We start from the raw sequence: 23501 nt of genomic DNA on the forward strand, positions 1-23501 counted from the left end.
AGCGGGCGGCGGCCGATCGTGTTTGAGTGCGTCTTGCCCGTTCTTATTGACATGCCATCTCACGGGGGAGTGGTTCGCATGCCCGGTGGAGGTTTCACCAAGTTGCCCGGCGGCAACGTCGTGGTCGCGCTCAGTCTGCCCAGCCCGGTCGGCGACGGCTCGACCGTGCGCGTCCTGGTCCACGCGGTGAACCGCGCCCGCGCCCTGACCCGGCTGCGGAACCTGGGACTGCGCGCCGTCTACCTGCGCGGCAACACCCACCCGCCGACCCCGGACGAGATCACGGCGGTGCTCCACCACCCGGACGGCCTGCTGTGGCGGACGACGCCGGAGGCCGCGACGGAACTCTGGCACCCGATCCGAGCCCTCCTCCCCCGACCCCCCGCCTGGGGCGCCCCCCGGGGCGCGTAACCGGCACCTCGGTCCCTCGGCGCGGCCGGGCGCGGCGCCGCCTTCGGTTCGTTGCCCTGTCCCGGGGTGCGGCCACCTGCGGTGGATGGGGCGCGGCCCCGCCCCGCTGCCGTACGCCGGGTGCGGGCTGTGGCCTCTGCGGCGCGGGCTGCCGCGTGCGAGGGCGTGGGGGCGTCAGCCCCACCCTCCCGTCCCGGTGTGGGCGGCTGCCGGTGATCGCGGCGCGAAGCTGCCGCGTGCCGGGGTGTGGGGCGTCGTGCCGGGGTGTGGGGCGTCAGCCCCACATCCGTCCCCCCCCTCCTCGTCAGGGGGGCCTGGGGGCGACGCCCCCGGCTTCGGGAAGGGGCGGGGTGGGGGACCTGACCAGCGCCCGGCCCCCTGCGCCGTACGTCACCCCCGTCAGGGGGCCCGGGGGCGCCGTTTCGGGAAGGCGGCTACACGACCGGCTTCCCGGTCAGTTCCACGCCCGCCTCGCGGAGCTCGTCCAGCGCCCGCTGCGTGGTCTCCCCGGAGACCCCCGCCGTCAGGTCCAGCAGCACCTGGGTTCTGAAGCCCTCACGCGCCGCGTCCAGCGCCGTGGCGCGCACGCAGTGGTCCGTGGCGATGCCCACCACGTCCACCTCCGTGACCCCGCGCTCGCGCAGCCAGCGGGCGAGGGGCACGTCGTTCTCGTCCGTTCCCTCGAAGCCGCTGTACGCCGCCTCGTACGCGCCCTTGTCGAAGACCGCGTCGATCGCGCCCGACGCGACAGCCGGGGCGAAGTTCGGGTGGAAGCCGACCCCCTCCGTACCGGCCACGCAGTGTTTCGGCCAGGAGGTGACGTAGTCAGGGGCGTCGGAGAAGTGGTCGCCGGGGTCGACGTGGTGGTCGCGGGTGGCCACCACCTGCTGGTAGACCGCCCCGGCGGCCTCGCCGATCAGGTCCGTGATGGCGGCGGCGACGTCCGCGCCCCCCGCCACCGCGAGGCTGCCGCCCTCGCAGAAGTCGTTCTGAACGTCGACGACGATCAATGCGCGGTGCATGGCGGGTGTCCTTCGGTGGTGGGGGAGCGGTCGGCGTGTCATCGAGCCTAGAGACTTCACCTGCCCGGCGGGAGGGGGCCCGGGCCGGGTCAGACGTACTCCGTGGGGATCACCGGCTCGCCGCGCGACAACTGGAGCGCGGACATCGGCAGGCCCGCCCGGGCGGCGATGTGCCGTTCGCGCGCCGCGTCCAGGGGTTCGCGGGCGACGATCTCGCCGCCCTTGACGAGCTCCACCAGCAGCTGGCGGTCGGCGAGCTCCGTCGGGACCTGGCCCGTGCCGACGACCTCCGCCTCGGCGACCCCGTCGGCGTCCAGCCGCCGTGCCGCCCACTTGCGGCCGCCGATCGACATCTTGCCGCCCAGCGACTTCTTCGCGACCGGCCGGAGGGGCGCGCGCGGGTCGCCGGACTCGGCGCGGGCCACCAGCTTGTAGACCATGGAGCCGGTCGGGTGGCCGCTCCCGGTGACGAGCTGCGTGCCGACGCCGTACGCGTCGACCGGCGCCGCCGCGAGGGAGGCGATCGCGTACTCGTCGAGGTCCGAGGTGACGATGATCCTGGTGTCGCGCGCGCCCAGCTCGTCCAGCTGCTGGCGGACCCGGTGCGCGACCAGCAGCAGGTCGCCGGAGTCGATGCGCACCGCGCCCAGCTCGGGCCCGGCGACCTCCACGGCGGTGCGCACGGCCTCGGTCACGTCGTAGGTGTCGACGAGGAGCGTCGTACCGCGGCCGAGGGAGTCCACCTGGGCCCGGAAGGCGTCGCGCTCGGTGTCGTGGAGGAGCGTGAAGGCGTGCGCGGACGTGCCCACGGTCGGGATGCCGTAGCGGAACCCGGCCGCCAGGTCGGAGGTGGAGTCGAAGCCGCCGACGTACGCGGCGCGGGCGGAGGCGACGGCGGACAGCTCGTGCGTGCGCCGGGCGCCCATCTCGATCAACCGCCGCCCGCCGGCCGCCGAGGACATCCGGGAGGCCGCGGCGGCGATGGCCGAGTCGTGGTTGAGGATCGACAGGATCACGGTCTCCAGCAGCACGCACTCGGCGAAGGAGCCCTCGACCCGCAGGATCGGTGAGCCGGGGAAGTACACCTCGCCCTCCGGGTAGCCCCAGATGTCGCCGCCGAAGCGGTAGTCGGCCAGCCAGGTGAGGGTGGGCTCGTCGACGATGCCGTGCTCGCGCAGGTAGCCGAGGACGTCCGGGTCGAAGCGGAAGTTCTCCACGGCGTCCAGGACGCGGCCGGTGCCGGCCACGACGCCGTACCGGCGGCCCTCCGGCAGGCGGCGGGTGAACACCTCGAAGACGGAGCGCCGGTCGGCGGTGCCGCCCCGCAGGGCCGCCTGGAGCATCGTCAGCTCGTACTGGTCCGTGAAGAGCGCGGTAGACGGCACGTCCACCGGCAGCCCAAGATCCGCAGCATTCATACGATGATGCTACCCCCACTACTCGTCACTTTGACGATTTCCCTGTGTCCTTTTCCCGGGCGAGGCTCGCGGGGGCCGGTTTGTGCGACCCCCCACCTCCAGTGGCAGCATGGGGCAAGTGAGTGTTGCTCCTACCGAGATCGAACGCCCGGCACCGACCGAGGAGTCGTTCGCCGTCGTCGAACCCGACGTGCCCTGGGTGACGATCGTGCACAACGATCCGGTCAACCTCATGAGCTACGTGACCTACGTCTTCCAGACGTACTTCGGCTACTCCAAGGACAAGGCGCACAAGCTGATGCTCGACGTGCACCACAAGGGCCGGGCCGTGGTCTCCAGCGGCACGCGCGAGGAGATGGAGCGCGACGTGCAGGCGATGCACGGGTACGGGCTGTGGGCGACGCTCTCGCAGGACCGCGGCTGATGAGCGGGCACTTCGAGGCGCTGCCCGGCGGCGGCGCGGCCGTCCTGCTCGACGAGGTCGAGATCTCCATCCTCCGCTCCCTCGCCGTCCAGCTGCTGGAGCTGATCGGCCCCGGCGACGAGCCGCCCAAGGGCGAGGACCCGCTGGCCGCGCTGTTCCGCGAGGGGCCGAGCGAGCCGCCGGCCGACCCGGCGCTGGCCCGGCTCTTCCCGAACGCGTACGCGGACGACGACGAGGAGCTGCGGGAGAAGTCCGCCGAGTTCCGCCGCTTCACCGAGAACGACCTGCGCGCCCGCAAGCGCCAGGACGCCCTCGCCGTCGTGCGGAACCTGGACGCGCTCACCGCGGTGGGGGAGGGCGGCGCGGTCCTCAAGCTGACCGCCGACGACTCGCGCCACTGGCTCGGCGCGCTCAACGATCTGCGGCTGACCATCGGCACCCGGCTGGAGGTCACCGACGAGGACGAGAGCGACGACCTGTACCGGCTGCCGGACAGCGACCCGCGCAAGCCGATGGTCATGGCGTACCTCTGGCTCGGCGCCCTCCAGGAGACGCTCGTCGAGACCCTGATGCCGTAACGGGCGCGTCGGCCGGACACCTCCTACGCGTACGGCGGCGTTCGCTCAGCGGACCCTCAAATCCGTATAACGATCGGATGAAACGGACGCCCCTTTCTGCCCTGGAGGGCGGCGTTCGTCCGCTTTTTTATGTGCGGTGTGTCACAGTGGCCGTCGCCGATCATTCATGCGGTCGTGATAAATCTTCTCGACCGCCCGGGAACGCCACCCCTGTTTCCCGGGTGCGCCCCGACCGGCGGACCGCCGGTGGCACTCCATCCATATCCGGGGGGATCAGGACCTGATCCGTGGCGCTCACTCAGGCGGCGCGCGGATCGGCGTGGAGAAAGGCGCACCACCATGACCTCAGTGCAGGTCGGCAAGCACAACGACGGCAGTGAGGCCGCGGGGGCCGCATCCGGCGAGGGTGAGGGCTATCAGCGGGGCCTCGGAGCCCGTCAGATCCAGATGATCGCGATCGGCGGAGCCATCGGCACCGGGCTCTTCCTCGGCGCGGGCAAGGCCATCTCCAAGGCCGGTCCGAGCCTCATCCTGGCGTACGCCGTCGCGGGCCTCGTCATCTTCTTCATCATGCGGGCGCTGGGCGAGCTGCTCATGTACCGCCCCGTCTCGGGCTCCTTCTCGGAGTACGCCCGGGAGTTCATCGGCCCCTTCGCGGGCTTCGTCACCGGCTGGACGTACTGGCTCTTCTGGGTCGTCACCGGCATCACCGAAGTCACCGCCGCCGCCACGTACATGACGTACTGGTGGGACATCCCGCAATGGGTGTCCGCCCTGGTCTTCACGATCATCCTGTACGGCGCGAACCTCATCTCCGTGAAGCTCTTCGGCGAGCTGGAGTTCTGGTTCTCGATGGTCAAGGTCACCGCCATCATCGGCATGATCCTGATCTGCGCCGGCATCCTGACCATCGGCTTCTCCGACGCCGGTGACACCGCGTCCGTGTCCCTGCTGTGGTCCGAGGGCGGCTTCTTCCCCAAGGGCATCGGCGGCACCGTCGCCACCCTCCAGATCGTGATGTTCGCCTTCCTCGCGGTCGAGCTGGTCGGCGTCACCGCCGGCGAGTCCAAGGACCCGGAGAAGACCCTGCCCAAGGCGATCAACACCGTGCCGTGGCGCATCGCCGTCTTCTACGTCGGCGCGCTGATCATGATCCTGTCGGTCGTGCCGTGGACCCACTTCCAGCCGGGCATCTCCCCGTTCGTCGCCGCCTTCGAGCGCATGGGCCTGGGCGTCGGCGCCGCGATCGTGAACTTCGTGGTGCTGACCGCCGCACTGTCCTCCTGCAACTCGGGCATGTACTCCACCGGCCGCATGCTGCGCGACCTCGCGCTCAACGGCCAGGGCCCGAAGTTCTTCACCAAGCTCACGAAGAGCGGCACCCCGCTGATCGGCACCACCTTCTCGGCCGGTCTGATGCTCGTCGGCGTCTGGATCAACTACCAGTGGCCGGGCGACGCCTTCGACAAGGTCGTCTCCTTCGCGACCATCTCCGGCATGTGGGCCTGGATCATGATCCTGATCTCGCAGATCCGCTACCGGGCCAAGGCCAACCGCGGCGAGGTGCCCCAGTCCACCTTCAAGGCCCCCGGCGCCCCCTACAGCAGCTGGTTCGCCCTGCTGTTCATCTTCGGTGTGATCGTGATGATGGGCGTCGACAAGGAGGCCCGGGTCTCCCTGTACTGCGCCCCCCTGTGGGCCCTGATCCTGGGTGTGTCGTACCTGGTGCTCAAGGCGCGCAACCCGGAGAACGCGGCGTTCAAGCGCTGATCCTGCGCCGGTCCCGTCCAGCATGTGGGCCCGTCCGTACCAACCCTCGGTACGGACGGGCCCCTCTGCTTATCCTGATGCCCATGCTGACCATCACACGGGCCCTGTACGACCAGATCGTCGCGCACGCACGCGAGGACCACCCGGACGAGGCCTGCGGCGTGGTCGCGGGCCCGGCCGGGTCCGGACGCCCCGAGCGCTTCATCCCCATGCTCAACGCCGCACGCTCGCCGACCTTCTACGAGTTCGACTCGGGCGACCTGCTGAAGCTGTACCGCGAGATGGACGACCGGGACGAGGAGCCGGTCGTCATCTACCACTCGCACACCGCGACCGAGGCGTACCCGTCCCGCACCGACGTCTCGTACGCCAACGAGCCCGGCGCCCACTACGTGCTCGTCTCCACCGCCGACACGGACGGCGCGGGGCCCTTCCAGTTCCGCTCCTTCCGCATCGTGGACGGCGAGATCACCGAGGAAGAGGTCCAGGTCGTCGACGCGTACTGACCCGCCTCCACCTGCACCGTCTCGCATGGCGGGCCGGAGCCGCCCATCATGCGAGATCACACTCCGGGACCCGGACCGGGAATCGATACGATGACCGCATGGTTTCCATCGACGTGAGTGAACAGACGCCGGGCACCCCGCTGCTCGTGGCGCGCCTGCACGTCGACCTGTGCCGCCTCGCCAGCGCCATCTGTACGCGCCGCGCCACCGCCTGAGCGCACCACCGCACCGCCCCCGCACCACCCCCGCACCACCGCGCGACCCGTCCGCGCGCTCGCAGCACGCCCTGCCTCTCTTGATCCCGTCCTTGATCCCGCCCTTCCGACAGGAGCCCACGCCATGGCCATCGAGGTCCGCATCCCGACCATCCTCCGCACCTACACCGACGGCGCGAAGGCCGTCGAGGGCACCGGGGAGACCCTCGCCGACCTCTTCGCCGACCTCGAGACCCGGCACACCGGCATCCAGGCCCGGATCGTCGACGGCGACCAGCTGCGCCGCTTCGTGAACGTGTACCTCAACGACGAGGACGTCCGCTTCCTGGACGGCATCAGCACCAAGCTGACCGACGGCGACAACGTCACGATCCTGCCGGCCGTCGCCGGCGGCATGCGCTGAGCGGCGCCGGCCCCGATGCGTTACGACAGCCCCCTCGCCGCCGTCGGGAACACCCCGCTGGTCCGGCTGCCGCGCCTGTCCCCCTCGGACGACGTGCGCATCTGGGCCAAGCTGGAGGACCGCAACCCGACCGGCTCGGTCAAGGACCGCCCGGCCCTGCACATGGTCGAGCAGGCCGAGAAGGACGGCCGGCTCACCCCCGGCTGCACCATCCTCGAACCGACCAGCGGCAACACCGGTATCTCGCTGGCCATGGCGGCCAAGCTCAAGGGCTACCGCATCGTGTGCGTGATGCCCGAGAACACCTCCCAGGAGCGGCGCGACCTGCTCGCCATGTGGGGCGCCGAGATCATCTCGTCCCCGGCGGCGGGCGGCTCCAACACGGCGGTCCGCGTCGCGAAGGAGCTGGCCGCCGAGCACCCCGACTGGGTGATGCTGTACCAGTACGGCAACCCCGACAACGCCGGCGCCCACTACGCCACGACGGGCCCCGAGATCCTCGCCGACCTGCCGTCCATCACCCACTTCGTGGCGGGCCTCGGCACCACCGGCACCCTCATGGGCGTCGGCCGCTACCTGCGCGAGCACAAGCCCGACGTCCGGGTCGTCGCCGCCGAGCCGCGCTACGACGACCTCGTGTACGGGCTGCGCAACCTCGACGAGGGGTTCGTCCCCGAGCTGTACGACGCCGCCGTGCTCACCACCCGCTTCTCCGTCGGCTCGGCGGACGCGGTGACCCGCACCCGGGAGCTGCTCCAGCAGGAGGGCATCTTCGCGGGCGTCTCCACGGGCGCGGCGCTGCACGCCGCCATCGGGGTCGGCAACAAGGCCGTCAAGGCGGGGGAGAGCGCGGACATCGTCTTCGTCGTCGCCGACGGCGGCTGGAAGTACCTCTCGACGGGCGTCTACACCGCCGCGACCACCGAAGAGGCCATCGAGACGCTCCACGGCCAGCTCTGGGCCTGACGGCCCGCCGCCCACCCGGACCCGGCCCCGACGGCCCATCCCCGGAAGCCCGCTCGACCGGGGCGCCCCCGCGAAGGGCGTCCCCGGTCCGGCCCGCCGTAGCCGTACGCCCTCCGCCGGCCGTCACGCGGACAGGTGCCGCACCTGCTCCCACACCAGCGGGTCCACCTCGCCCACCCGGCGCCGGAACCCGCGCAGCGGCACGTCACGGAGCTCATCGGCCTCCAGGAAGCTGGGCCGGCGCCGCGCGTCACCCACGGCGTCCGGGCGCAGGGCGATCACGCCCGGCCGCTCGTCCCGGTAGCGACTGGTGATCTTCGCGACGACCGCCCGGTCACCCCGTACCGCCAGCACCAGACACGGCCGGTCCTTCGAGCCCGGCGCGTCCTCGTACGGCACGTCCGCCCACCAGATCTCGCCCGGTCGCGGACGCCGCCCCGGCGCCCCACCCGGCCGCGCCGGCGGGCGCGTACGACCACCCGGACGGCGCGAGCCGCGGCGCCCGCCCCGCGCCCAGCCGTCCGTCACCGCCGCCACCAGTGCGATCATCACGACCGCGCCCAGCGCCGGCCACCACGACATGTCCATAGCCGGGACGCTACAAGAGTGACAGCGCAGGTGAGTTCCCCCACAACGGGCGACTGCGAAGGAGCGACCCGCCCCGCCGCGCCTTACGCTCGGTAAACCGCACGACCTCCCCCCGTCAGCGCTCCCCGCTCCCGTCCACGGAGGTTCACGCTCCATGAAGCTCACCGTCGTCGGCTGCTCCGGGTCGTTCCCGTCCGCGGAATCGGCCTGCTCGAGCTACCTCGTAGAGGCCGACGGCTTCCGGCTGCTCCTCGACATGGGCAACGGCGCCCTCGGCGAGCTGCAGCGCCACATCGGTCTGTACGACCTCGACGCGATCTTCCTCAGCCATCTGCACGCCGATCACTGCATCGACATGTGCGGGTACTTCGTCGCGCGGTACTACCGCCACGAGGGAGGCCGCTGCCCCGCCCTCCCGGTGTACGCGCCCGACGGTGCCGAGCAGCGCCTCACGACGGCCTACGCGGACACCCCGTCGGACACGTCGATGAGCGAGGTGTTCGACTTCCACGCGCTCAAGCCCGGCTCCTTCGACCTGGGCCCCTTCCACATCCGTACGGAGAAGGTGTGCCACCCGGTCGAGGCGTACGGCATCCGCATCGAGCACGCCGGCAAGTCGATCACGTACTCCGGCGACACGGGCGTCTGCGACGAGCTGGACACGCTGGCCGCCGGAACGGACCTCTTCCTGTGCGAGGCGTCCTTCACGTACGGCAAGGAGGACATCCCGGGCCTGCACCTCAACGGCCGCGAGGCCGGCGCGCACGCGGCCCGCGCGGGGGTGGGGCGGCTGGTGCTGACCCACATCCCGCCGTGGACGGACGGCGAGCGCAACCTGGCCGACGCGCGCGCGGTCTATGACGGTCCGTCGGAACTGGCGTACGCGGGCGCGGTGTACGAACTCTGACCCCGGCCCACGGGAAGGGCCCCGGAACCGTACGGTTCCGGGGCCTTCGCCTGTGCGGGGGAGGGCTCACGCCTTGGTGAGGTCCTCGACCTCCTCCTCGGGCTCGCGGCCCGGGGTGGGGAGGTTGAACTTGGTGATCGCGAAGCGGAAGACCGCGTAGTAGATCGCCGCGAAGACGAGGCCGATCGGGATGATCATCCACGGCTTGGTGGCGAGGCCCCAGTTCAGGAAGTAGTCGATCGCACCGGCGGAGAAGCTGAACCCGTGGTGCACGCCCAGGGCCCAGGTCACCGCCATCGAGATGGCGGTCAGGACCGCGTGGATCACGTACAGCACCGGGGCGATGAACATGAACGAGAACTCGATCGGCTCGGTGATACCCGTGACGAAGGAGGTGAGCGCCAGCGACATCATCATGCCGAGCACGGCCTTGCGGCGCTCCGGGCGGGCGGTGTGCGCGATGGCCAGGGCGGCGGCCGGCAGCGCGAACATCATGATCGGGAAGAAGCCCGTCATGAACTGGCCGGCGGTCGGGTCGCCGTGGAAGAAGCGCGGCAGGTCACCGTGCCACAGCTGGCCGGCCGAGTCCTTGAAGGAGCCGATCTCCTGCCAGGCGACGGTGTTGACGAACTGGTGCATGCCGATGGGCAGCAGCCCACGGTTGATGAGGCCGAAGATTCCGGCGCCGACGGCCCCGAGACCCGTCATCCACTCACCGAAGTTGGTGATGACGTTGCCGATGGGCTCCCAGACGAGGCCGAAGAGGACGCCCATCGCGGTGCCGACGAAGGCCATGATGATCGGCACGAGCCGGCGGCCGTTGAAGAAGCCGAGCCAGTCGACCAGCTTCTTGCGGTGGTAGCGCTGCCAGATGACGGCGGCGAGCAGACCCATGATGATGCCGCCGAACACCTTCGGGTCGTTGTAGACCGCGGGGTTGTCCTTGCCGGACAGGATCTCGGCTTCCTTGACCGGGAACGCGGTCAGGACGTTCTTGTAGACCAGGAAGCCCACGAGCGCCGCCAGCGCCGTGGAACCGTCGGCCTTCTTGGCGAAGCCGATGGCGATACCGACACAGAAGAGCAGCGGCAGGTTGGCGAACACGGCGTCACCGGCGGTCGCGAAGACGGCCGCGACCTTGTTCCAGCCCAGGCCGTCCTTTCCGAACACATCGTCCTGCCCGAGACGCAGCAGGATGCCTGCGGCGGGCAGCACGGCGATGGGCAGCTGCAGGCTGCGACCCACCTTCTGCAGGCCCTGGAACAGACCGGAGCCCCGCTTCTTCGCGGGCGCCGCCGTGGCGGTGGCCGTACTCATACTTCCTCCAGTAGGCAAGGCGCCGCCCGGGGACATGAAAAACGGGGGAGGCGGCGTCTCGGGGAACGCGGCACCGGAAGGCCGCGTGGTCTACACCAATTGTGGTGTAGACCAGTTTTAGCATGGTGAGGGTTAGATAAGGAACCTGCAATTTCGTGACGTGGCCCGTACGCCGCGTACACACTCCCACGCACGCCGAAGGGCCCTCGGACCGGTCGTCCGAGGGTCCTTCGGCCGGCGCCGCGCTACGGCTTGGTCGCGTCCGCCTCCTTCTCCACCTCCTCCGGTTCGCGACCCGGCGTCGGAATGTCGAATTTCGTGATCGCGAAACGGAAGACGGCGTAGTACACGACCGCGAAGGCCAGGCCGATGGGAATGATCAGCCACGGTTTCGACGCCAGCCCCCAGTTGATGACGTAGTCGATCAGCCCCGCGGAGAAGCTGAAACCGTCCTTGACGCCGAACGCCCAGGTCACCGCCATCGACACGCCCGTCAGCACGGCGTGGATCACGTACAGCGCCGGTGCGACGAAGAGGAACGAGTACTCGATCGGCTCGGTGATGCCGGTGACGAACGAGGTGAGGGCCAGCGACAGCATCAGACCGCCGACCTCCTTGCGGCGATGCGGCTTGGCGCAGTGCGTGATCGCCAGAGCCGCCGCCGGCAGCGCGAACATCATGATCGGGAAGAAGCCCGTGGTGAACTGGCCGGCGTTCGGGTCGCCCGCCAGGAACATGGAGATGTCACCGTGCACCACCGTGCCGTCCGGTTTGGTGTAGCTGCCGAACTGGAACCAGATGGGCACGTTGAGGAACTGGTGCAACCCGATCACCAGCAGCGCGCGGTTCGCGACACCGAAGATGCCCGCGCCCCAGGCGCCGAGCCCGATCAGCCAGTCGCTGAAGCCCTCCAGCGCGTCACCGATCGGCGGCCAGATCCACAGGCACAGCGCGGCGAACGCGATCGCGACGAACGACATGATGATCGGGACCAGCCGGCGGCCGTTGAAGAAGCCGAGCCAGTCCACCAGCTTGGTGCGGTGGAACCGCTGCCAGAAGTACGCCGTCAGCAACCCCATGACGATGCCGCCGAAGACCCCCGGATTCTGGTACGTGTACGCGGCGAACGTGTCGTCCGGCGCAAGGCACCCGCCGTTGACGTCCGTGGTCCCGGTGGGGCAGTTCTTCGGGAAGGCCCGCAACACCCCCCGGTACACCAGGAAACCCGCCACGGCCGCCAGCGCCGTCGAACCGTCCGCCTTCTTCGCCATGCCGATCGCGACGCCGACGCAGAACAGCAGCGGCAGCCCGAGGTCGGCGTCCAGCAGCGCGCCGCCCGCCCCCGCCATCACCCGGGCGACGTTGTCCCAGCCGAGCCCCTGGGCACCGAAGACGTCCGCCTGGCCGAGGCGGTTGAGAATGCCCGCCGCGGGCAGGACGGCGATGGGCAGCTGCAGACTGCGGCCCATCTTCTGCAGCCCCTGGAAAGCGCCGGTCCACCGCTTCGGCCTCGGCGCGGCCGCACCCTCGGAGCTCATCGGCGTCCTCCCGTGAGACTGGTGTAGACCAGTTGCGCTATGGTAGGCGCTGGTGATCGTCATCCTTCGGTATGAGCCGGTCATGTGCCCGCGAAGATGGGCCAACCGTGCGTTACCGTGACGAAAGACCTAGGTGGGCCGAGCAGCGCTCAGTGCTCCGAAACGGCTCTTGGACGCAGGGAGAAAGACATGGCCAGCAAGGCTGAGAAGATCGTCGCCGGGCTCGGCGGCATCGACAACATCGAAGAGGTCGAGGGCTGCATCACCCGCCTGCGCACCGAAGTGGCCGACCCCGCCCTGGTCGACGAAGCCGCGCTCAAGGCCGCCGGCGCCCACGGCGTCGTCAAGATGGGCTCCGCGATCCAGGTCGTCATCGGCACCGACGCCGACCCCATCGCCGCCGAGATCGAAGACATGATGTGAGCTGAGCACCCACCACGCTCACCCCTGAGGGGCCCCTTCCACTACCGGAACGGGCCCCTCACGCATCGGCGACTAGGCTCGACCCATGTCTCGAATCGACGGCCGCACCCCCGAACAGCTCCGACCGGTCACCATCGAACGCGGATGGAGCAAGCACGCCGAGGGCTCCGTCCTCATCTCCTTCGGCGACACCAAGGTCTTCTGCACCGCCTCCGTCACCGAAGGCGTCCCCCGCTGGCGCAAGGGCAGCGGCGAAGGCTGGGTCACCGGCGAGTACTCCATGCTGCCCCGCTCCACCAACACCCGCGGCGACCGCGAATCCGTCCGCGGCAGGATCGGCGGCCGAACCCACGAGATCTCCCGCCTCATCGGCCGCTCCCTGCGCGCCGTCATCGACTACAAGGCCCTCGGCGAGAACACCGTCGTCCTCGACTGCGACGTCCTCCAGGCCGACGGCGGCACCCGCACCGCCGCCATCACCGGCGCCTACGTCGCCCTCGCCGACGCCGTCGCCTGGGCCCAGCGCAACAAGCTGGTCAAGGCCGGCCGCAAACCGCTCACCGGTACCGTCTCCGCCGTCTCCGTCGGCATCGTCGACGGCACACCGCTGCTCGACCTCTGCTACGAGGAGGACGTCCGCGCCGAAACCGACATGAACGTCGTCTGCACCGGCGACGGCCGCTTCGTCGAGGTCCAGGGCACCGCCGAGGCCGAGCCCTTCGACCGCAAGGAACTCAACGCCCTCCTCGACCTCGCCACCGGCGGCTGCGCGGACCTCGCCGCCATCCAGCGCGAAGCCCTCGAAACCACCCTGTAGCAACCGCCGGCAGCCCGCCGGCGTCTGTACGGACACGGGCGTACGGATCGACCCGTACGCCCGTCCACACCCGGAGGGACCCGCACCATGCGCCGACGCCGCACCGCAGCCCTGGCCACCGCCGCCGCGCTCGTCCTCACCGGCCTGGTCGGCTGCGGCGCGCTCAACACGACACTGGACTGCGTCCGGACCGCCGACGCCATCGCCACCAGCGTCAACCGCCTCAGCCAGGCGGCCTCCACCGCGACCAACGACCCCACCCAGCTCACCGAAGCCCTCGACGCCATCGACCGCGAACTGGCCACCCTCAAGGACACGACCGACAACGCCGACCTGTCCAAGGCCGTCGACGACCTCACCAAAGGCGTCGACAACGTCCGCACGGCCGTCAAGAACGGTGACAACACCCCCGACATCACGCCGGTCACCGACGCCGCCACCGAGATCGGCAAGGTCTGCACCCCGTAGATACTGAAGGCATGACCCGCCTGATCCTCGCCACCCGCAACGCCGGGAAGATCACCGAACTGCGCGCGATCCTCGCCGACTCCGGCCTCGACCACGAACTCGTCGGCGCGGACGCCTACCCCGACGTCCCCGACGTCAAGGAGACCGGCGTCACCTTCGCCGAGAACGCCCTCCTCAAGGCACACGCCCTCGCCCGCGCCACCGGCCTGCCCGCCGTCGCCGACGACTCGGGCCTGTGCGTCGACGTCCTCGGCGGCGCCCCCGGCATCTTCTCCGCCCGCTGGGCGGGCCGGCACGGCGACGACAAGGCCAACCTGGACCTCCTCCTCGCCCAGCTCGCCGACATCGCCCCCGAACACCGCGCCGCCCACTTCGCCTGCGCTGCCGCCCTCGCCCTGCCCGACGGCACCGAACGCGTCGTCGAGGGCCGCCTCCGAGGCACCCTCCGCACCACCCCCGCCGGCAGCGGCGGCTTCGGCTACGACCCCATCCTCCAGCCCGACGGCGAGACCCGCACCTGCGCCGAACTGACGGCGGAGGAGAAGAACGCCATCAGCCACCGCGGCCAGGCGTTCCGCGCGCTGGCGCCGGTGGTGCGGGAGCTGCTGGACTGACCCGCATCCACGCCGAAGGCCCGGCCCCTTTCGGGGACCGGGCCTTCGGTCGTGGTGCGCCCGGTCGGATTCGAACCGACAAACACGACCACCTAAAGATCGCCGCTCAGCCCTTGGCGTACGGACGCGTGCACCGCGCCCACTTTACTGCTCCAAGCCGGTGGTTGGTGAGGGGAGACACCTCCCTGCTTCACCTTTGCCGGTCGCCTCGACACCAGGTGGCGGTGGTCGCGTGGCAGTTCGGGCACAGCAGCCGCAGGTTGTCCGGGCGTCGTCGCTCCAGCCCCCGTTGACGTGGTCGAGTTCCGGCGTCAGCGGTCGACCGAGCCGCCTGGGCCCGGTACTTGGGTCACGGGAGGCCCGGGAGTGCCCGGATGCCGGGATGTCCGGGTGCGGGGAGGGCGCGAGGGGCCGGGGTCAGATGCCGAGGTCCTTGATGATCTTGGCCACGTGGCCGGTCGCCTTCACGTTGTACAGCGCGCGCTCGACCTTGCCCTCCTCGTCGACCACGATCGTGGACCGGATCACGCCCGTCACCGTCTTGCCGTACAGCTTCTTCTCGCCGAAGGCGCCGTACGCGGCGAGGGTCTCCTTGGACGGGTCGCCGACCAGCGTGACCTTCAGGCTCTCCTTGTCGCGGAACTTGGCCAGCTTCTCCGGCTTGTCCGGCGAGACGCCGATGACGTCGTACCCGGCGCCGGCCAGCAGGTCGAGGTTGTCCGTGAAGTCGCACGCCTGCTTGGTGCAGCCGGGCGTCAGCGCGGCCGGGTAGAAGTAGACGATGACCTTGCGGCCCTTGTGATCCGCGAGCGAGACGTCGTTGCCGTCCGCGTCGGGCAGGGTGAAGGCGGGGGCGGTGTCGCCGGGCTGCAGTCGCTCGCTCATGGCTTCCTGGCTCCTGTGTCGCTGGAGAACGGGGATGGGATATGCCTCCAGAGCCTAATGGGGGTGGGTGACAGACCGGGGGCCGTCGAGCTGACAGACTGTCCAGTACGGATTCACGACAGATCACGGAGGCAGCGCGGTGTCGGAAGCCAGGACCCCTGCGCAGATCGAGGCGGACATCGTCCGCCGGCGCGAGCAGCTCGCCGTCACTCTCGACGAGATCGGCGTACGCATGCACCCGAAGACGATCATCGGTGACGCGAAGGCCAGGGTGGCGTCGTCGGTCGACCAGACCGCGGGGCGCGCCTTCGTCGCCGTGAACCGGGCCGTGACCGAGGTGAAGGGGCGCTTCGTGGCGGAGGACGGCACACCGCGGCTGGAGCGGGTGGTGCCGGTGGCGCTGCTGGCGATCGGTGTGGTGGGCCTGCTGGCCGTGTCGGCGCGCAGGCGCAGGGGCTGAGACGGACCCTTCGGCAGCCTCGGCGGGCCGGGCCAGGTAGGTTCGTGGGGTGAGCGAGAACACCCACGACAAGCTGCCCATCCGGATGCTGCACGATCGTGTGCTGGTCCGGAACGACACACCCGAGGGCGAGAGGCGTTCGGGCGGCGGCATTCTGATCCCGGCGACCGCCGCTGTCGGCCGCCGTCTGGCCTGGGCCGAGGTGGTCGCGGTCGGGCAGAACGTACGGACCGTGGAGCCCGGGGACCGGGTGCTGTACGACCCCGAGGACCGTGCCGAGGTCGAGGTGCGGGGCGTGGCGTACGTACTGATGCGGGAGCGCGACCTGCACGCGGTCGCCGCTGACCGGTTCGAGGGGTCCGAGGACTCGACCGGGCTGTATCTGTAGGGCGGCGCTGTACGAGGAAGGGCCCGGTGGCGGAGGTCACCGGGCCTTTCCGTATGCGTTTTGCTACGTTTGGGAAACCCCGACGAGACGCGCCGTACCGGGTAGGCAAAGACGACGCACCCCGGTTGGTTCACGTGTTTCGCGTCTCGGAGGTGCGCCGTCATGGCCTGGGTTCTGTTGATCGTCGCCGGTCTGCTCGAGGTGGGCTGGTCGGTCGGGATGAAGTACACCGACGGGTTCACGCGCCTGTGGCCGAGCCTGCTCACGGGGGCCGGGATCGTCGTGAGCATGGCGCTGCTGTCGCAGGCCGCGAAGACGCTGCCGATCGGTACGGCGTACGGCGTGTGGGTCGGCATCGGCGCGGCCGGCGCGGCGGTGGTCGGGATGGTGGTCCTGGGCGAGCCGGTGACCGCCGCGCGGATCTTCTTCGTGTGCCTGCTGCTGGTGGCGGTGGTGGGGTTGAAGGCGACGTCGGGGCACTAGACGCGGTGGGGCGCCGGGCCGCTCGGCCGGGCGCCCTCGCCGCGGGGTTCACCAGGGGGACGGCTGCGGGGGGAGGGGCACGGGTACGGGCGCGGTGACCCGGGCGGCTTCGCCGAGTGCCGGTCCGGCGGGTGCCGGTGCGCCGGGCGGGGGTGCGGCGGGTGCCGGTCCGGCGGGTGCCGGTGCGCCGGGCGGGGGTGCGGCGGGTGCCGGTGCGGCGGGCTGGGGGCCACCGGGTGCCGGTTCGGCGGGCGGGGGTGCGGCGGGCGGGCCGGGTGCCGGCTCACCGGGCGCGGGCTCCCCGGGGCCGGCGGAAGCGCCGGGCCCACCGGCACCGATCCCGTCGGCATCCGGCCCGCCCGGCCCGTCCGGCGTGGTGGCGCCCGTCGCGGCGCCGTCCTCCAGCGCCTCCTCCTGCCGGGGTTCGCGCGGGTCACGCCCGTCCGGTGCCTCGGGCTCGCCCGACGCGGACGGGTCCTCGCGCGGCTCCATGCCCTCCGCGACGCGCAGATCGAAGGCGCGCACCGCGGTGCCCGCCAGGGCGTCCCGGGTGTACTGGCCCCAGATCTCGGCCGGTGCCCCGCCCCCGTTCATGCGCTCCAGTCCCAGCGCTCCGTACAGCGGTCGCTGGCTGCCCGACGTGGGGTCCTGGCCCATCACCGCGACCACGGTCGCCAGGTTCGGTGTGTAGCCCGCGAACCAGGCGGCCTTGTCGTCCTCCGCCGTGCCGGTCTTGCCCGCGGCGGGGCGCCCGGCCGCCTGGGCGGCCGTGCCCGTGCCGCCCTCGATGACGCTGCGGAGCATCGCCGTGGTGGTGTCGGCGGCCTCGCGGCTGATCGCCTGGGTGGTCTCGGCGGCGGGGAGCTCGATGTCGGTGCCGCCCTGCTGCACCCGTTCGACCAGCGTGTACCGGCCGTGCCTGCCGTGGTTGGCGAGCGTCGCGTACGCCTCGGCCATGTCGAGGACCGAGGCGGTCGCGGGTCCGAGCGCGATCGACGGGGACGGGTTGAGGTCGGGGGTGTCGACGGGCAGGCCGAGGTTGATGGCGGTCTGCTCGACCTTCGCCGGGCCGACGTCGACGGCGAGCTGCGCGTACACGGCGTTGACGGACTTGTCGGTGGCGGTGCGTACGGTGATGGGGCCGTACGACACGTCGTCCTCGTTCGCCGGGTTGTACGCCGGCCCGGTCCACCCCTCGACGTGGCGCATGTTGGTGCCGTCGTAGGTGGTGTTGGGGGTGATGCGCTCGCCGCCCTGGGTCGTGGAGCCGTGGTGGACGGCGGCGGCGAAAACGAAGGGCTTGAAGGTCGAGCCGACCTGGTAGTCGCGGCGTGTCGCGTTGTTGACGTACTGCTTGGTGTAGTCGATGCCGCCGTACATGGCGACGACCTTCGCGGTGGCGGGGTCGATGGACACGCCGCCGACGCGGACGAAGCGGTCGGTCTCGTTGGCCTCGGTGTCGATCCGCGCCATGACCTGGTCCTCGACGGCTTGGACGAGGGCGTCCTGCTTCTGCCTCTGCAGGGTGGTGGTGATGCGGTAGCCGCCGCGCGCGAGCTCCTTCTCGGGCAGGACGTCGTGGTCGGTGAGGTAGTCCTCGACGGCCTGGACGATGTATCCGCGCTGGCCGGCCAGCCCCGTGGTGGCCGCCACCCCCAGCGGGGAGGGGAAGAGGGCCTCGGAGCGCGCCCTGGGGGTCAGCCACCGCTCCTTCACCATGGCGTCGAGGACGTACACCCAGCGGGCGATGGCCCGGGGCCGGTTCTGGGGGTGGCTGGTGACGTCGTACGCGCTGGGGGCGTTGAGCAGCGAGGCGAGGTAGGCGCCCTCGGCGGTGTCGAGGTCCTGGACGTCCTTGTCGTAGTAGGCGCGGGCGGCGGCCTGGATGCCGTAGGCGTTGCGGCCGTAGTAGCTGGTGTTGAGGTAGCCCTCGAAGATGTCGTTCTTGGTCTTCTCGCGGTCGAGTTTGATCGCGATGAAGAACTCCTTCACCTTGCGGGTGAGGGTGCGTTCCTGCTTGAGGTAGTAGTTCTTGACGTACTGCTGGGTGATGGTGGACCCGCCCTGGGTGCCCTTGCCGGTGAGGGTGTTCCAGACGGCGCGGGCCATCGCCTCGGGGTCGACGGCGGCGGCGGAGTAGAAGTCGCGGTCCTCGGCGGCGAGTACGGCGTGCTGGACGTGCGAGGGGACCCGGTTCAGCCGGACGTTCTCCCGGTTGACCTGGCCGTCGCGGGCGATCTGCGTGCCGTCGCTGTAGAGGTAGACGTTGGACTGGGCGGTCGCGGCGGCGTTGGCGGGCGGGATGTCGACGAGGTGGTAGCCGGCGAAGAAGCCGCCGATGAGCAGCAGACAGATCAGGAGGAACCCGCCGAGCAGCATGCGCCAGGTGGGCAGGGCGCGCCGCCAGCCGGTGCGCCGGGGCCTGCGGCGTGGCGTCCTGCTCCGTCCGGGTGACGGTGGGCCGACGACGGCGGTCGGGTCGCGGGGTGCCCACGCCTGCTTCGGTGGCTCGTCGCTCATGGTCTCCGGCCTGTCGATGTCGTTTGTGATGATTTGTCCCGGACTCATCTTGCACCGCGTATCCGCTCATCGGCGGCAACGGCGTCCGAAAAGGGGTCGCGGCCATGGAATCCGCAGGACTAGGCTCATCCGCTTCGGCCCGCCGGCGGTCGGCCGGGACGCCCCGTCGGACGATGCGTCAGCCACACGTCACGCGCGTGACCGGGCGCGGTCCGTACGGTGCCGCGTGCGGTGCTGCGTGCGGTGCTTCGAGGGCGCTTCGGAGGGCGCTTCGAACGGAGAGGAGTCGGGGTGGTGCGGCTGTACGCGGCCGTGGCGGGCGGTGCGTTCCGGCGCCACACGACGTACCGGGTGGCGACCGCGGCGGGGGTCTTCACCAACACGGTCTTCGGCTTCGTCTTCGCGTACACCTATATGGCCCTGTGGGCGGAGCGGCCCCGGCTCGGCGGTTACGACATGGCCGAGGCGCTCGCCTATGTGTGGATCGGCCAGGCGCTGCTGGCGACCTGCGGGCTGATGGGCGGCGGCTTCGAGGACGAGCTGATGGAGCGCATCAGGACGGGGGACATCGCGGTCGACCTCTACCGGCCGGCCGATCTGCAACTGTGGTGGCTCTCGGTGGCCTTGGGCCGGTCGGGGTTCCTGCTGCTGGGGCGGGGCGTCGTGCCGATGGCGATCGGGGCGCTCGCCTTCGACATCGCGCTGCCGGCCCGGCCGCTGACGTGGCTCGCGTTCCTGCTGTCCGTGGCGCTGGGCGTGGTGGTGAGCTTCGCGGTCTGGTACCTGGTGGCGCTGAGCGCGTTCTGGCTGATGGACGGGGCCGGGGTGGTGCAGGTGGCGTGGCTGTCGGGCACCTTCTTCTCGGGGATGCTGCTGCCGCTGACCGTCTTCCCCGGCCTGCTGGGCGAGGTGGCGCGGGTGCTGCCCTGGGCCTCGATGCTCCAGGTGCCGGCGGACGTGTTCCTGGAGAAGCGGACCGGGTGGGGGCTGGTGGAGGCATACGCCTTCCAGGCCTGCTGGGCGCTGGTGCTGCTGGCCGCCGGGCGGGTCCTGCAGCGGGCGGCGACGCGGCGGGTGGTGGTGCAGGGTGGGTGAGGGGCTGCGCGCGTACGGGCTGATCGCCGCGATGTGGGTGCGGTCGACGATGACGTACCGCTTCTCGTTCGCGATGACGCTGCTGTCCAACCTCGCCGCCACCGCGTTCGACTTCGTCGTCATCCTGCTGATGTTCAGTCAGGTGCGGGGGCTGGGCGGCTTCTCGTTCGCGGAGGTGGCCTTCCTGTACGGGACGACCGGCACCGCCTTCGGGCTGGCCGACCTGGCGCTGGGGCAGGTGCAGCGGCTGGGCAGGCGCGTACGGGACGGAACGCTCGACACGCTGCTGGTGCGGCCGGTGCCGGTGCTCGCGCAGGTCGCGGCCGACCGGTTCGCGCTGCGCCGGCTGGGACGGGTGACTCAGGGCCTGCTGGTGCTGGTGTGGTCCCTGGTACTGCTCGACCTGGACTGGACGCCAGCGAAGGCCGTGCTGGTGCCGCTGATGGTGGTGGGCGGCTGGCTGATCTTCTCGTCGGTGATGGTGGCGGGGGCGGCGTTCCAGTTCCTGGCGCAGGACGCGGCCGAGGTGACCAACTCGTTCACCTACGGCGGGAACACGCTGCTCCAGTACCCCCCGACGATCTTCGCCACCGACCTGGTGCGCGGGGTGGTGTACGTGGTGCCGCTGGCCTTCGTGAACTGGGTGCCCGCGCTGTACGTGCTGGGGCGGGAGCTCCCGGCTGGGCTGCCGGGGTGGGCGGCGTTCGGGTCACCGGTGGTGGCGGCGGTGTTCTGCGGGGCGGCGGGGCTGGCGTGGCGGGTGGGACTTCGTTCGTACCGGAGCACAGGGAGCTGAGCGATTCGTGGACGTCAGTGACGTAAGCGACTTCATCGAACTGGACGGCGTCGAGAAGGTCTTCGACGTACGCCGCAGAGTGGGCCGGCTGCGGCGCGAGAAACGGCAGGTGCGGGCCGTCGACGGGATCAGCTTCCGTGTGCCGCGCGGCGAGATGGTCGGCTACATCGGGCCCAACGGGGCCGGCAAGTCCACCACCATCAAGATGCTGACCGGCATCCTCACCCCGAGCGGCGGGCGGTTGCGCGTCGCGGGCATCGACCCGTCGCGCGAGCGCACCCGGCTGGCGCGGCGCATCGGAGTGGTGTTCGGGCAGCGCACGACGCTGTGGTGGGACCTGCCGCTGCGCGACTCGTACCGCCTGGTCCACCGCATGTACCGGATCCCCGACGCGCGCTTCCGCGAGAACCTGGACCGCTGCGTCGAACTCCTCGACCTGGGCAAGCTGCTGAATGTGCCCGTCCGCCAGCTCTCCCTCGGCCAGCGCATGCGCGGCGACATCGCGGCGGCGCTGCTGCACGACCCGGAGGTGCTGTACCTGGACGAGCCGACGATCGGGCTGGACGTCATCTCCAAGGCGAAGGTGCGCGACTTCCTGCGCGACCTCAACGCCGAGCGCGGTACGACGGTGCTGCTCACCACGCACGACCTGACCGACATCGAGCAGCTGTGCAAGCGCGTCATGGTCATCGACCACGGTCGCCTGGTGTACGACGGGGCGCTCGGCGGCCTGCACGAGGTCGGCCGCAGCGAGCGGACCCTGGTGGTCGACCTGGAGCGGGAGCTGCCCCCCATCGAGGCGGACGGCGCCCGGGTGGTGCGGATGGAGGGGCCGCGGCAGTGGCTGGCGTTCCCGGCGGCCCGGTCCGCGGCGCCGCTGGTGGCACGCATCGCGGCCGAGTACCCGCTGGTGGACCTGTCGGTCCGGGAGCCCGACATCGAGGCGGTGATCGCCAAGATGTACGCGGAACGGTCGGCGGGCCTGTGACCGCTCCCGCGGCTCCCAGCCGCGTCACCGCACGTCCCCGCCCTCATGAGCGGGCCGGCGACACGGCGGCGACGCTTCTGTTACGCGCTCCCGTCACGACGCTCCTGCCAGGAAGCTCCTGCCACGACGGTCCTGGCTCCTCCGGCGACTCCCGTCGCTCCTTCGGCCGGCGCGCGATGACCAGAACTGCCGCGGCGCCCCGCCCTTAGGTCGGTGAGGTCCAGGGAGCGGGCCATGCGCCGGTAGCCGGCGTCGTTCGGGTGGAGGCCGTCCCCGGAGTCGTACGCGGGCAGGAGCCGGTCCGGGGCGTACGGGTCGCGCAGCGCCCGGTCGAAGTCGACGACCTCGTCGAAGACCCCGCCCGCCCGGATGATCGCGTTGACCTCCTGGCGTACGGCCTCCAGCTCCGGCCGTCGCCCGCCGAACGGCATGAGCGTCGCGCCGGCCACGCGCAGCCCGCGCGCGTGCGCCCGCCGGGTCAGCGCGGTCAGGCCGTCGGTGATGCGGCGCGCGTCCGTCTCGTGCGGCGCGCGCAGGATGTCGTTGATGCCGAGGCCGATGACGACGGCCCGGACGCCCGAGCGGCCCAGGGCGTCCCGCTCGAGGCGGGACAGGCCGCTGGGCCCCTTGCCGTGGCGCAGGACGCGGTTGCCGCCGATGCCCTGGTTGAGGACGGCGTAGCCGTGGTCGCGCAGCCGGTCGGCGAGCAGGTCGGGCCAGCGGCGGTTGGTGTCGTGCGTGGAGCCCGCGCCGTCCGTGATGGAGTCACCGAAGACGACGACCGCGCCCCGGGCGGCCGGGTTGACCACGTCGACGGCCGCCAGGTGCTGCCAGGTGTGCACCGGCTCGGTGTAGGCGGCGCCGTCCACGTCCGCCGTGTGGTCGCCGTCGGCCGCGTACGACGTCTGGCGGGCGATCGGGTGCCGGGTGACCGGCGCGCCGGCCGGGACGTGGAGCGTGACCAGCAGATCACCGTCGGACGGCACCGGGAGGGCGACGGCGTCGCTGACGAGGTCCGTGCCGGGCGGGAGGGTGGCGTGGGCGCGGCCGGCGAAGGTCACCCGCCGCAGCGTGCCGGGGACGGCGTCGGCGCCCCGTGCGCGTACCGCGAGGGAGACGGCGTGCACGCGCAGCGCCCGCTTGCCGTACAGGTTGGTGAGGGTGATCCGGGCGTGGGTGCCGCCGATGCTGGTGTGCACGACGTTGCGTACGGACCGGGCGGGGCCGCCCCGCAGGACGGGCCCCGGCTCAGCCGGGGACGCGGACCACGTACCGGTCCACACCGTTCCGGCCTCCGCGGTGGCGGCGGTGTGGTGCCGCCCGGCCGCCGTACGGACCGGTGCCCCGCCGGTCCCCACCGCGACGAAAATCGCTCCGCACGCCACCGCGACCACCGACATCACCGCGGCGAGCAGGGCGTAACCGCGACGTACCGCACTCATGCCCGACATCATCCGGCATGGACACGGGAACTCGCCGAGCGCCCCGGGAGTACCTGAGA

At 71.1% G+C, this 23501-nt stretch carries 27 protein-coding genes, 1 tRNA gene, 1 pseudogene and 1 riboswitch; of the genes and pseudogenes, 19 read left to right on the top strand and 10 right to left on the bottom strand.

Going from position 1 to position 23501, the window contains the following annotated elements; all coding sequences use genetic code 11:
• The first annotated feature begins 78 nt into the window (after window positions 1–78).
• On the top strand, window positions 79–411 hold the full coding sequence (locus ABZZ38_RS11685; protein WP_356738303.1) for a hypothetical protein: 333 nt from the start codon (window positions 79–81) through the stop codon (window positions 409–411).
• Between the two features lie 434 nt (window positions 412–845).
• Here the strand turns inward: ABZZ38_RS11685 and ABZZ38_RS11690 are convergent, their stop codons facing one another.
• Window positions 846–1433, bottom strand: a complete 588-nt coding sequence (locus tag ABZZ38_RS11690) for an isochorismatase family protein (protein ID WP_356738305.1) — start codon at window positions 1431–1433, stop codon at window positions 846–848.
• An 89-nt stretch (window positions 1434–1522) separates the two neighbouring features.
• A complete protein-coding gene (locus ABZZ38_RS11695; RefSeq protein ID WP_356738307.1) occupies window positions 1523–2851 on the bottom strand; it encodes a nicotinate phosphoribosyltransferase in 1329 nt (442 codons plus the stop codon).
• Window positions 2852–2960: 109 nt separating this feature from the next.
• Here ABZZ38_RS11695 and clpS point away from each other — a divergent pair, with 109 nt between their 5' ends.
• From clpS to ABZZ38_RS11730, 7 genes are all read left to right on the top strand, one after another.
• Window positions 2961–3275: an ATP-dependent Clp protease adapter ClpS gene (gene clpS / locus ABZZ38_RS11700; RefSeq protein WP_356738309.1), complete on the top strand. Its 315-nt coding sequence runs from the start codon at window positions 2961–2963 to the stop codon at window positions 3273–3275.
• Window positions 3275–3853, top strand: a complete 579-nt coding sequence (locus ABZZ38_RS11705) for a DUF2017 domain-containing protein (protein WP_356738311.1) — start codon at window positions 3275–3277, stop codon at window positions 3851–3853. The genes clpS and ABZZ38_RS11705 overlap by 1 nt, the downstream gene beginning before the upstream one ends.
• Window positions 3854–4192: 339 nt before the next feature.
• The gene (locus ABZZ38_RS11710; protein WP_356738313.1) at window positions 4193–5623 is read left to right on the top strand and encodes an amino acid permease; all 1431 of its coding nucleotides are present in this window, start codon (window positions 4193–4195) and stop codon (window positions 5621–5623) included.
• Between the two features lie 83 nt (window positions 5624–5706).
• The gene (locus ABZZ38_RS11715; protein ID WP_356738315.1) at window positions 5707–6129 is read left to right on the top strand and encodes a M67 family metallopeptidase; all 423 of its coding nucleotides are present in this window, start codon (window positions 5707–5709) and stop codon (window positions 6127–6129) included.
• A 98-nt stretch (window positions 6130–6227) separates the two neighbouring features.
• Window positions 6228–6344: a putative leader peptide gene (locus tag ABZZ38_RS11720; protein ID WP_356738317.1), complete on the top strand. Its 117-nt coding sequence runs from the start codon at window positions 6228–6230 to the stop codon at window positions 6342–6344.
• A 124-nt stretch (window positions 6345–6468) separates the two neighbouring features.
• Entirely contained in the window at window positions 6469–6747 is a 279-nt protein-coding gene (locus ABZZ38_RS11725) for a MoaD/ThiS family protein (protein WP_356738318.1), read from the top strand.
• 15 nt (window positions 6748–6762) lie between these two features.
• Window positions 6763–7713 (top strand): cysteine synthase, encoded by a 951-nt coding sequence (locus ABZZ38_RS11730; RefSeq protein ID WP_356738320.1) that lies wholly within the window; start codon window positions 6763–6765, stop codon window positions 7711–7713.
• Window positions 7714–7836: 123 nt separating this feature from the next.
• On the opposite strand, the gene ABZZ38_RS11735 is transcribed toward ABZZ38_RS11730, so the two are convergent.
• On the bottom strand, window positions 7837–8301 hold the full coding sequence (locus tag ABZZ38_RS11735) for a type II toxin-antitoxin system PemK/MazF family toxin (RefSeq protein WP_356738322.1): 465 nt from the start codon (window positions 8299–8301) through the stop codon (window positions 7837–7839).
• Between the two features lie 154 nt (window positions 8302–8455).
• Between ABZZ38_RS11735 and ABZZ38_RS11740 the strand changes: the two genes are divergently transcribed.
• Complete coding sequence (locus ABZZ38_RS11740) at window positions 8456–9208, top strand: MBL fold metallo-hydrolase (protein WP_356738324.1); 753 nt, start codon at window positions 8456–8458, stop codon at window positions 9206–9208.
• 66 nt (window positions 9209–9274) lie between these two features.
• On the opposite strand, the gene ABZZ38_RS11745 is transcribed toward ABZZ38_RS11740, so the two are convergent.
• Together ABZZ38_RS11745 and ABZZ38_RS11750 are read right to left on the bottom strand one after the other, a co-directional pair.
• The gene (locus tag ABZZ38_RS11745) at window positions 9275–10525 is read right to left on the bottom strand and encodes a PTS transporter subunit EIIC (protein ID WP_356738326.1); all 1251 of its coding nucleotides are present in this window, start codon (window positions 10523–10525) and stop codon (window positions 9275–9277) included.
• Window positions 10526–10770: 245 nt separating this feature from the next.
• Window positions 10771–12063, bottom strand: coding sequence for a PTS transporter subunit EIIC (locus ABZZ38_RS11750; RefSeq protein WP_356738328.1), 1293 nt, complete (start codon window positions 12061–12063; stop codon window positions 10771–10773).
• Window positions 12064–12252: 189 nt separating this feature from the next.
• Here ABZZ38_RS11750 and ABZZ38_RS11755 point away from each other — a divergent pair, with 189 nt between their 5' ends.
• The 4 genes from ABZZ38_RS11755 (at window position 12253) to rdgB (ending at window position 14385) form a co-directional block, all read left to right on the top strand.
• Window positions 12253–12486, top strand: coding sequence for a PTS glucose/sucrose transporter subunit IIB (locus ABZZ38_RS11755; RefSeq protein WP_031076305.1), 234 nt, complete (start codon window positions 12253–12255; stop codon window positions 12484–12486).
• A gap of 85 nt (window positions 12487–12571) precedes the next feature.
• On the top strand, window positions 12572–13303 hold the full coding sequence (rph, locus tag ABZZ38_RS11760; RefSeq protein WP_356738330.1) for a ribonuclease PH: 732 nt from the start codon (window positions 12572–12574) through the stop codon (window positions 13301–13303).
• A gap of 87 nt (window positions 13304–13390) precedes the next feature.
• Window positions 13391–13771, top strand: a complete 381-nt coding sequence (locus ABZZ38_RS11765; RefSeq protein WP_356738332.1) for a hypothetical protein — start codon at window positions 13391–13393, stop codon at window positions 13769–13771.
• Window positions 13772–13782: 11 nt separating this feature from the next.
• Window positions 13783–14385, top strand: coding sequence for an RdgB/HAM1 family non-canonical purine NTP pyrophosphatase (gene rdgB, locus ABZZ38_RS11770; protein ID WP_356738334.1), 603 nt, complete (start codon window positions 13783–13785; stop codon window positions 14383–14385).
• A 52-nt stretch (window positions 14386–14437) separates the two neighbouring features.
• Here the strand turns inward: rdgB and ABZZ38_RS11775 are convergent.
• From ABZZ38_RS11775 to bcp, 3 genes and pseudogenes are all read right to left on the bottom strand, one after another.
• Window positions 14438–14513, bottom strand: a tRNA-Leu gene (locus ABZZ38_RS11775).
• A gap of 62 nt (window positions 14514–14575) precedes the next feature.
• Window positions 14576–14724, bottom strand: a pseudogene (locus ABZZ38_RS11780) (HNH endonuclease); the annotation flags it as partial.
• 78 nt (window positions 14725–14802) lie between these two features.
• A complete protein-coding gene (bcp, locus tag ABZZ38_RS11785) occupies window positions 14803–15270 on the bottom strand; it encodes a thioredoxin-dependent thiol peroxidase (RefSeq protein ID WP_356738336.1) in 468 nt (155 codons plus the stop codon).
• A gap of 139 nt (window positions 15271–15409) precedes the next feature.
• Between bcp and ABZZ38_RS11790 the strand changes: the two genes are divergently transcribed.
• The 3 genes from ABZZ38_RS11790 to ABZZ38_RS11800 all read left to right on the top strand — a co-directional run bounded on the left by ABZZ38_RS11790 (window position 15410) and on the right by ABZZ38_RS11800 (window position 16601).
• Window positions 15410–15730 carry a DUF3618 domain-containing protein gene (locus ABZZ38_RS11790; RefSeq protein WP_356738338.1) on the top strand — a complete coding sequence of 107 codons (321 nt, stop codon included), beginning with the start codon at window positions 15410–15412 and terminating at the stop codon, window positions 15728–15730.
• Between the two features lie 49 nt (window positions 15731–15779).
• Window positions 15780–16118, top strand: coding sequence for a co-chaperone GroES (locus ABZZ38_RS11795; protein ID WP_031076289.1), 339 nt, complete (start codon window positions 15780–15782; stop codon window positions 16116–16118).
• 54 nt (window positions 16119–16172) lie between these two features.
• Window positions 16173–16239, top strand: a riboswitch (guanidine-III (ykkC-III) riboswitch).
• Between the two features lie 41 nt (window positions 16240–16280).
• On the top strand, window positions 16281–16601 hold the full coding sequence (locus ABZZ38_RS11800; protein ID WP_356738340.1) for a multidrug efflux SMR transporter: 321 nt from the start codon (window positions 16281–16283) through the stop codon (window positions 16599–16601).
• A gap of 48 nt (window positions 16602–16649) precedes the next feature.
• On the opposite strand, the gene ABZZ38_RS11805 is transcribed toward ABZZ38_RS11800, so the two are convergent.
• Entirely contained in the window at window positions 16650–19121 is a 2472-nt protein-coding gene (locus ABZZ38_RS11805) for a transglycosylase domain-containing protein (protein ID WP_356738342.1), read from the bottom strand.
• A 294-nt stretch (window positions 19122–19415) separates the two neighbouring features.
• On the opposite strand from ABZZ38_RS11805, the gene ABZZ38_RS11810 reads away from it, so the two are divergent.
• From ABZZ38_RS11810 to ABZZ38_RS11820, 3 genes are read left to right on the top strand one after another with little or no spacing between them, the layout of a single operon-like run.
• Window positions 19416–20216 carry an ABC-2 family transporter protein gene (locus ABZZ38_RS11810; RefSeq protein ID WP_356738343.1) on the top strand — a complete coding sequence of 267 codons (801 nt, stop codon included), beginning with the start codon at window positions 19416–19418 and terminating at the stop codon, window positions 20214–20216.
• 31 nt (window positions 20217–20247) lie between these two features.
• On the top strand, window positions 20248–21012 hold the full coding sequence (locus tag ABZZ38_RS11815) for an ABC transporter permease (protein ID WP_356738464.1): 765 nt from the start codon (window positions 20248–20250) through the stop codon (window positions 21010–21012).
• A gap of 7 nt (window positions 21013–21019) precedes the next feature.
• Entirely contained in the window at window positions 21020–22000 is a 981-nt protein-coding gene (locus tag ABZZ38_RS11820; RefSeq protein ID WP_356738345.1) for an ATP-binding cassette domain-containing protein, read from the top strand.
• An 80-nt stretch (window positions 22001–22080) separates the two neighbouring features.
• Here the strand turns inward: ABZZ38_RS11820 and ABZZ38_RS11825 are convergent, their stop codons facing one another.
• Window positions 22081–23442, bottom strand: coding sequence for an SGNH/GDSL hydrolase family protein (locus ABZZ38_RS11825; protein ID WP_356738347.1), 1362 nt, complete (start codon window positions 23440–23442; stop codon window positions 22081–22083).
• Window positions 23443–23501: the final 59 nt, after the last annotated feature.

The sequence above is a fragment of the Streptomyces sp. NPDC006368 genome (genome assembly GCF_040612535.1).
In the GTDB taxonomy this organism is placed as follows: Bacteria; Actinomycetota; Actinomycetes; order Streptomycetales; family Streptomycetaceae; genus Streptomyces.